Below are 6935 nucleotides of genomic sequence, written 5' to 3'. Positions count from 1 at the left end.
CTTCTAACTTCGGGCCGCTCAAGTCCTGAGGGCTTCGCCGCCATGCGGACATGAAAAAGCCCACTGACGTGGGCTTTTTGCTGGGAAATGATGGTCGGAGTACAAGGATTCGAACCTTGGACCCCCTGGTCCCAAACCAGGTGCGCTACCAGACTGCGCCACACTCCGACTAGTCAAATATTATAGCCCGAACCCGCTACACTTTCCCGCGCCCCCTTCATTTTTTCCATTCACTGGATTACCCAATGAAATTTCGCCTCGCTGTCCAGCCTGATCAGCACCGGCCCGACGCAAAGGCTTGCCGCCGCAACTTTGGGGCCGCATGAGGATGGGGACCGCCGCCGCGGCCGCGTCCCAAGTCGACAAAGGACTGACGCGCCTGACTGCGGCATTCGCGCTGCTGGTGCTGCCGCTGGCGGCGCTGCTGTTGGCCCAGTGGCCGCTGCGTGAACTTGTGCAAGCCTACTCACGCCAGGCCAACGATGCGGCGCAGGTGCTGTTCGCGCTGTATGTGGCGGTGGCCGTGACGGCGGCCTCCAGAAACCACGCCCACCTGGCCTCCCTGCAGCCTCATCCGTCCGGCGCGCCCCGGCCGCGCTGGCATGCCTGGGCGCTACTGGCCTGTGTCATGCCCTGGGCGCTGTTCATGCTGTGGGCCGGCTGGCCGCTGGTTGCTGCCTCTGTAGCCTCTTTTGAGCGATTTGGCGAAACGCTCACACCGGGTTATTTCGTGATCAAACTCGCCATGGCGTTGATGCTCTTGCTGGTGCTGGCCGAAGGCCTGCTCGAACTCTTGCCGCACGGCCGTACGCCGGGCTCGCCATGAACCTGACCGGCCCGCTCGCGGGTGTGTGGATGCTGCTGGCGCTGGGCGCGCTGATTCTCGCCACCGGCCTGCCGGTCTGGGCCCTGCTGATAGGCGTCTCAAGCCTGTTCGCGGTGCTGGGCCTGGCGGCGGGCGCTTTCGACCTGCAAATCCTGCAAGCCCTTCCGGTACGCACCTTGGGGTTGCTTGAAAACGATTTGCTGCAGGCCATGCCGCTGTATGTGTTCATGGGTGTGCTGCTGCAGCGCCTGACGGTGGCCGACGCCCTGTACTCCGCGCTGCTGCGGCTGTTTCGCCCGCTGGCCGGCGCGCACGCCCTCTCGGCCCTGGGCGTAGGCGCCCTGATTGCGCCCATGAACGGCTCGGTCGCCTCCAGTTCGGCCCTGCTTTCACGCCTTGTTGCCCCGCGCATGGCGCACCTGGACACCGCGCGGGCCGTCTCCATCATCAGCGTGGCCGCCACCATAGGCGTGGTGGTTCCGCCCTCGCTGGTCTTGCTGTTGCTGGGCGATGCCATGCTGCTGGCACACCTGGAGGCCAGCCGGCTGCCGGGCTATATGCAGACAGGCCAGCGCATCATCAACACCCAGGACGTGATGCATGCGGCGTTGCTGCCTGCCCTGTGCGTGTTGGCGCTCTGGGCCGTAGTGGCCTGGCGCCAGGCCGGAAAACAGAAAGAACACCCGCCCCAACTCCCGGCCAGCCGCGCCCAGACTGCCGTCGCCCTGCTCACGGGCGGCACCATCGTCCTGCTGCTGGCCGGTGTCTTTACCGGAAAGCTCTACGCGGTGGAGGCGGCGGCAACCGGCGCGATGCTGCTGGTCGTCTCGGCCCTCCTGGGCCGCTCGCTGCCGGCGGCCGGCTGGCAGGCGGTGCTGGCTGACACGCTCAAACTCAGCGGCGCCCTGTTTGCGCTGCTGGTGGGCGCCACCACTTTCAGCCTGGTGTTTCGCGTATTCGGCACCGACCGCTGGCTTAACGGCCTGCTGCTGGGCTCCACGCTCCCGCCAGGGGTGACGGCGGCCTTGGTACTGTTGCTGGTCGCTTTGTGCGCCTGGGTGCTGGATGCATTCGAGATGATTTTTGTCATCGTGCCCATCGTCGCGCCGGCGCTGATCGCGCGCCTGGGCGACGCACAGCAGGCGGCGGTGCTGCTACTGTTGGTGCTGCAGCTCAGCTTCCTGATTCCACCCATGGGCTACGCCGTACTAATGGCGAGGTCCCGCTCGGGCCTGCCGGCCATTTCAAGCCGACGGCTGCTGGCAGCGCTATGGCCCATGCTGCTGGTGCAGGTGGCGCTCACGGTAGCGGTGTTCACTTTTCCGTTCACCGTGCACTGGCTGGATGCTCCCGCACCCGCGGCCTCCGCGCAGGCGCCCATGGCCGAAGATGAAATCGCGCGCCAGATGCGGGAGATGTCACGCGTAGAGCCACCCGAACCGGGTGCCGCCACCGCTCCGGCCGCGCCCTGAACCGCTTCAACAAAGAGCTTGTGAACGTTCGCAGAAAAGGAGACTGCAATGGCCATCAGAATCATCAGGCTGGGCACAGCCCGCAGCACCGACGAGGGTTTGCGCATAGGCACGGTGCGCAGGCCGCCGCGCGGCGTGCCCAAGGCCGAGTTCGCCTCGCAGGATTGGTACGACGTCTGGTACCCCAACCTCGCGCCCAGCGTGGAAACCATGAAGCTGGGCCAGAGTGTGGACTCCGACAAGGACTGGGCTGCCTTCAGCAAAAAATACCGCTCGGAAATGAACGAGCCCGACGCCAGCCGCAGCCTCGACCTGCTGGCGGCGCTGTCACACCGGGCGAACTTCGCGATGGGCTGCTATTGCGAAAACGAGGCGCGCTGCCATCGCTCGCTGCTGCGGGACCTGCTCAAAGAGCGCGGCGCCAAGATCGATTAGCCCCACGGTTGCTCACTGCGAGCGCCCGAGGCCTTGCAGTCCCGCGGCCCCGACCTGGCTTAAATCGCGCCTTTAGAGCTTTACGTATTCGTACTCGAGTGGATTGGCATTGATGCCGCGATCCGGCGGCGCAATCCAGGCGGCCATCTTGCCGGGTTCGGTGACGCGGTTCATCAGGCTTTTCACAAAAGCCGTGTCGGCCGGCGTCGGCAGCCACTGGTCTTTCTTCGCCTCGAAATCGGCGGCGCTGATCGGGTTGCCCAGCGGATCGGTGAAATTACCGGCCCAGGCGCCGACTTCGCGGCGAAAGCGCGTCGATGGCAAGGTGAGTTCAAAGTCCACGCCGGCGCGTTTGATGCCCATGTTCCAGCGTGTCACACCGACATTGCAGTCCTTGACGTATTCGAGGCGCGTGATTTCATTCATGCCGTTGCGGGYCGAAATCGTCTCGTTCTTGAGGCCGCCCTGCCCGTTCGGCACCACGATGCTCATCTCGGTTTCGAGTTCCACGTGGTCGGCGAACTTGGCTTCATCGGGCCGGCCCTTGATGCCATTGCTGAAGTAGTTGGCGGCATTCGACGAGGCTTCCGAGCCGAACAGGTCCAGCGACGAAGTGAACCAGAAGTTCATGAACTTCTGGATGGTGGGCAGGTCGATCACGCCGGCCTTGCGCAGCGTCGCGACGTCGTCGGTGTCCAGCTCCTTCATGACTTCCAGCGTGCGCTTGATAACGCGGCCCACGCCGGTCTCGCCCACAAACATGTGGTGGGCTTCCTCGGTCAGCATGAAGCGAGTGGTGCGCGCCAGCGGGTCGAAGGCGGATTCCGCGAAGGACTTGAGCTGGAACTTGCCGTCGCGGTCGGTGAAATAGGTGAACATGAAGAAGGACAGCCAGTTGTCCATGGGCTCGTTGAAAGTGCCCAGGATGCGCGGCTTGTCCGCGTCGCCGCTGTGGCGCATCAGGAGCTCCTCGGCTTCTTCACGTCCGTCGCGGCCGAAGTGCGCGTGAAGCAGGTAGACCATGGCCCAGAGATGACGGCCCTCTTCCACGTTGACCTGGAACMGGTTGCGCAGGTCGTACAGCGAAGGCGCCGTATGGCCCAGCAGGCGCTGCTGCTCGACCGAGGCCGGCTCGGTATCGCCCTGGGTCACGATGAGGCGGCGGAAGGTGGAACGGTATTCGCCGGGCACGTCCTGCCAGACCTCTTCGCCCATGTGGTCGCCAAAACCGATCTTGCGGCCCTCTTCCTTGTCGGCCAGGAAAATGCCCCAGCGGTAGTCAGGCATGGGCGTGTAACCGTAGCTGGCCCAGCCCGAAGCATCGACACCCACGGCGGTGCGCAAATAGACTTCCTTGGCTTTGAAGTCGCTGGGGCCCATCTCGTCCCACCAGTTCAGGAAGGCCGGCTGCCAGTGCTCCAGCGCGCGCTGGAGCTGGCGGTTTTCGCCCAGGTGGACGTTGTTGGGGATGAGGGCCTGGAGGTCTATAGAGCTCATGATGTTTCCTTAAATCCGTTTCCAATCGAACTTGGCTTTTTTGCCTGTGCCGAAGAGCTTGAGCGCGCCGTCCTCACCCACCGCATTCGGGCGAATGAAAATCCAGTTCTGCCAGGCTGAGAGACGGCCGAACACGCGCGTTTCCATGGTTTCCTTGCCGGGGAAGCGCAGCGAGGCTTCCATGCCGGTCATGGCGTCAGGCGAGAGCGAAGCGCGCTCTTCCAGCATGATGCGGATCTCGTCTTCCCAGTCGATGTCGTCGGGTGTCAGGGTCACCAGGCCCAGCGCCAGCGCCTGGTCGGCACGCAGCGGGCTGTCGCCGAGTTTTTGCAGTTGGGAAATCGTGGCGCTGTCTTCGCAGAAGCGCGTCTGCAGCCGCGTCAGGCCGTTGACGGCGGGAAACCAGCCGAAGTTGGCGGGGCTCAGTTGCAGCGCGGGCGCCGCATCGGGCGAATCCGGCAAGTCCAGCATATAGATGCGATCGCAAGCCAGGGCCAGTTCATAGAAGGTGCCGGCAAAACACGAGCCTGCGTCGACCAGCGCGATCAACGAGCGGCTGGTGACATCCAGCCGCGCCAGCGTGCGGCGCAACGCGCCCGTGGTTTCCTTCACCAGCCAGTGGTCTTTGAGTTTGGCCAGCACCTCGTCCATGCGGATGACCTGGCCGGCGTCGCCCGTGGTCTTGATGACCCAGGTGCCGACTTCGAGTTCATTGGTGCGCAGGTTCAGGATAGCGTCGTCAAGCTCGCGCTGCAGTTTGAGCGGGTACCAGTTAGCGCCGGCCGCTTCAATCGCTTCAGGTGTGGATTCAATCGCGCTTGCGGGCGCCTTCACCGTGACAGTGGCGATGCGCTTTTCGCGGTCGATCTGAGCGTCGACCAGACTGTAGTGGTAACCGGCGTCATCGATCAGGGCTTTGAGCGGCGTCAGTTCAATACCTTTGGCACCGGCACCTCGTGTTGACTGCGCGCGCAGCGCTTCGATTTCGGTGTTCAGCAAGTCGCCGAACTGCTGCGGCTTGGCATGGGCATCGATCAGTTTCCAGTCCTTGGCGCGGTCGGCGCGCACGCCTTCGGAGGTCGTGCAGAAAATGTCGGCCAGGTCGCGGCGCACCTTGCGCTTGTCGGTCACGCGGGTCAGGCCGCCGGTGCCGGGCAGCACGCCCAGCAGGGGCACTTCCGGCAGGCTGACGGTGGAGGAGCGGTCGTCGACCATGATGATGCGGTCGCAGGCCAGGGCCAGTTCGTAGCCGCCGCCGGCGCAGGCGCCGGTCACCGAGGCGATCGCCTTCAAGCCGTCATGGCGGGAGGAGTCCTCCAGGCCGTTGCGGGTTTCATTGGTGAACTTGCAGAAGTTGACCTTCCAGCCGTGCGTCGACAAGCCCAGCATGTAGATGTTGGCGCCTGAGCACCAGATCTTTTCCTTGCCCGACTCGAACACCACAACTTTGACGGCGGGGTGCTCGAAGCGCACGCGGTTGATCGCGTCGTGCAGTTCGATGTCAACACCGAGGTCGTAGCTGTTGAGCTTGAGCTTGTAGCCCGGCTTGATGCCACCGTCTTCGTTGATGTCGAGCTTGAGGCGCGCAACGTCGCCTTCCACGCTCAGCGTCCAGTGCTGGTATTTGCTGGGGTGGGTGGAGAAACTCACGAGCTCGCGCTCCTGGCCGGCTATGACCTGTTTGAATAAAAGCGGTTCTGTCATGGCGTTCATGGGGTGTCTCCGGTTAGGTCCGTTCGGCTTGTTCGCGGACGGTTGTTTTGGGAACGGCGCGTTCCAGGTCTTTGAGGCTTTGTTTCAGTGTGCGCGCGGCGGTATCGACCACGGCGTCAGCGCGGGCATAAAGCGCTTCCCGGCTTGAGAGGATGCGGCGAATGTCTTCCATCGCCTCGTCGGTCGCGCCGCGGGTCGTGTCAAAAGGCCGCATGTCGCCCTGGGCTACCACGCGGGCCATGTGCTCCTCGGGGCTGGCCTTGAGCCATACGCAATAAAAACGGCTTTGCAGCAGGTCGAAGGTCTCGCGCTCGCTCACGATGCTGCCGCCCGTGGTCATGACCACGCCTTCCGGGTGATCCTCGGCGATGCGGAACAGCGCGCGGCGCTCATAGCGGCGGTAGCCGGCCTGCCCGTGGAGCAACAGGATTTCGTTCATGCTGGTACCCGCCTCGCGCTCGATCTCACGGTCGAGTTCTATGAAAGGCACACCGCGCTCAGCCGCCAGCTGGCTGCCCAGCGTGGACTTGCCGGCGCCGCGCAGGCCTATCAGCGCCACGCGCTGCTCGCGGCCCAGCGCGTCGCTGAGGCCGAAAGTGCCGCCGAGCAGGCTGTAAGCCTGGTCCAGTTGGGCATCGTCCAGCCGCATCAGCAGGCCCTGCACGCGGGCCAGCGCCGGTCGCGGCGCATCCTGCAGCAGTTCCAGGATGGAAATATTGAGTGCGCGGGCCGCGGCTTCCAGGGAATTGATGGACACATTGCCCTTGCCGCTTTCCACGTCGGCCAGGAAACGCTCGCTCAGGCCCGAATCCGAAGCCAGCTGCTTGCGCGTCATGCCGCGGCGAGCACGCCAGGCGCGAACGCGGGCACCCAGTTCACTGAGCGTGGCTTTCGATTCCTGTTCAGACATGATTTCCAAGAGACACCTGTTTGAAAAAATTAGGCTTTATGCAACTTTTACCGTTGCGCCCCGCATTAATTGCAGTATACTT

Annotated in this window: 6 protein-coding genes and 1 tRNA gene; 3 read left to right on the top strand and 4 right to left on the bottom strand. The window is 63.9% G+C overall.

From position 1 onward, the window contains the following. Positions 1-91: 91 nt before the first annotated feature. Positions 92-168 (bottom strand) — tRNA-Pro (locus AC1D0P_RS06155). A 154-nt stretch (positions 169-322) separates the two neighbouring features. Between AC1D0P_RS06155 and AC1D0P_RS06150 the strand changes: the two genes are divergently transcribed. The 3 genes from AC1D0P_RS06150 to AC1D0P_RS06140 are packed head-to-tail and all read left to right on the top strand — an operon-like array spanning position 323 to position 2733. Continuing rightward, the gene (locus tag AC1D0P_RS06150) at positions 323-826 is read left to right on the top strand and encodes a C4-dicarboxylate ABC transporter substrate-binding protein (protein WP_477675903.1); all 504 of its coding nucleotides are present in this window, start codon (positions 323-325) and stop codon (positions 824-826) included. Next, positions 823-2298, top strand: coding sequence for a TRAP transporter large permease subunit (locus AC1D0P_RS06145; RefSeq protein ID WP_477675902.1), 1476 nt, complete (start codon positions 823-825; stop codon positions 2296-2298). Before AC1D0P_RS06150 ends, AC1D0P_RS06145 begins: the two co-directional genes overlap by 4 nt. A gap of 48 nt (positions 2299-2346) precedes the next feature. Next, entirely contained in the window at positions 2347-2733 is a 387-nt protein-coding gene (locus tag AC1D0P_RS06140; protein ID WP_477675901.1) for a DUF488 domain-containing protein, read from the top strand. Positions 2734-2805: 72 nt separating this feature from the next. Here the strand turns inward: AC1D0P_RS06140 and boxB are convergent, their stop codons facing one another. From boxB to AC1D0P_RS06125, 3 genes are read right to left on the bottom strand one after another with little or no spacing between them, the layout of a single operon-like run. Next, entirely contained in the window at positions 2806-4230 is a 1425-nt protein-coding gene (gene boxB / locus AC1D0P_RS06135) for a benzoyl-CoA 2,3-epoxidase subunit BoxB (RefSeq protein ID WP_477675900.1), read from the bottom strand. A gap of 9 nt (positions 4231-4239) precedes the next feature. Beyond that, the gene (boxC, locus tag AC1D0P_RS06130) at positions 4240-5934 is read right to left on the bottom strand and encodes a 2,3-epoxybenzoyl-CoA dihydrolase (RefSeq protein ID WP_477675904.1); all 1695 of its coding nucleotides are present in this window, start codon (positions 5932-5934) and stop codon (positions 4240-4242) included. Between the two features lie 22 nt (positions 5935-5956). Further along, complete coding sequence (locus tag AC1D0P_RS06125; protein WP_477675899.1) at positions 5957-6853, bottom strand: helix-turn-helix transcriptional regulator; 897 nt, start codon at positions 6851-6853, stop codon at positions 5957-5959. Positions 6854-6935: the final 82 nt, after the last annotated feature.

Source organism: Polaromonas sp. P1_G2 (genome assembly GCF_056405515.1).
This window is presented reverse-complemented; position numbering and strand designations above follow the sequence as displayed.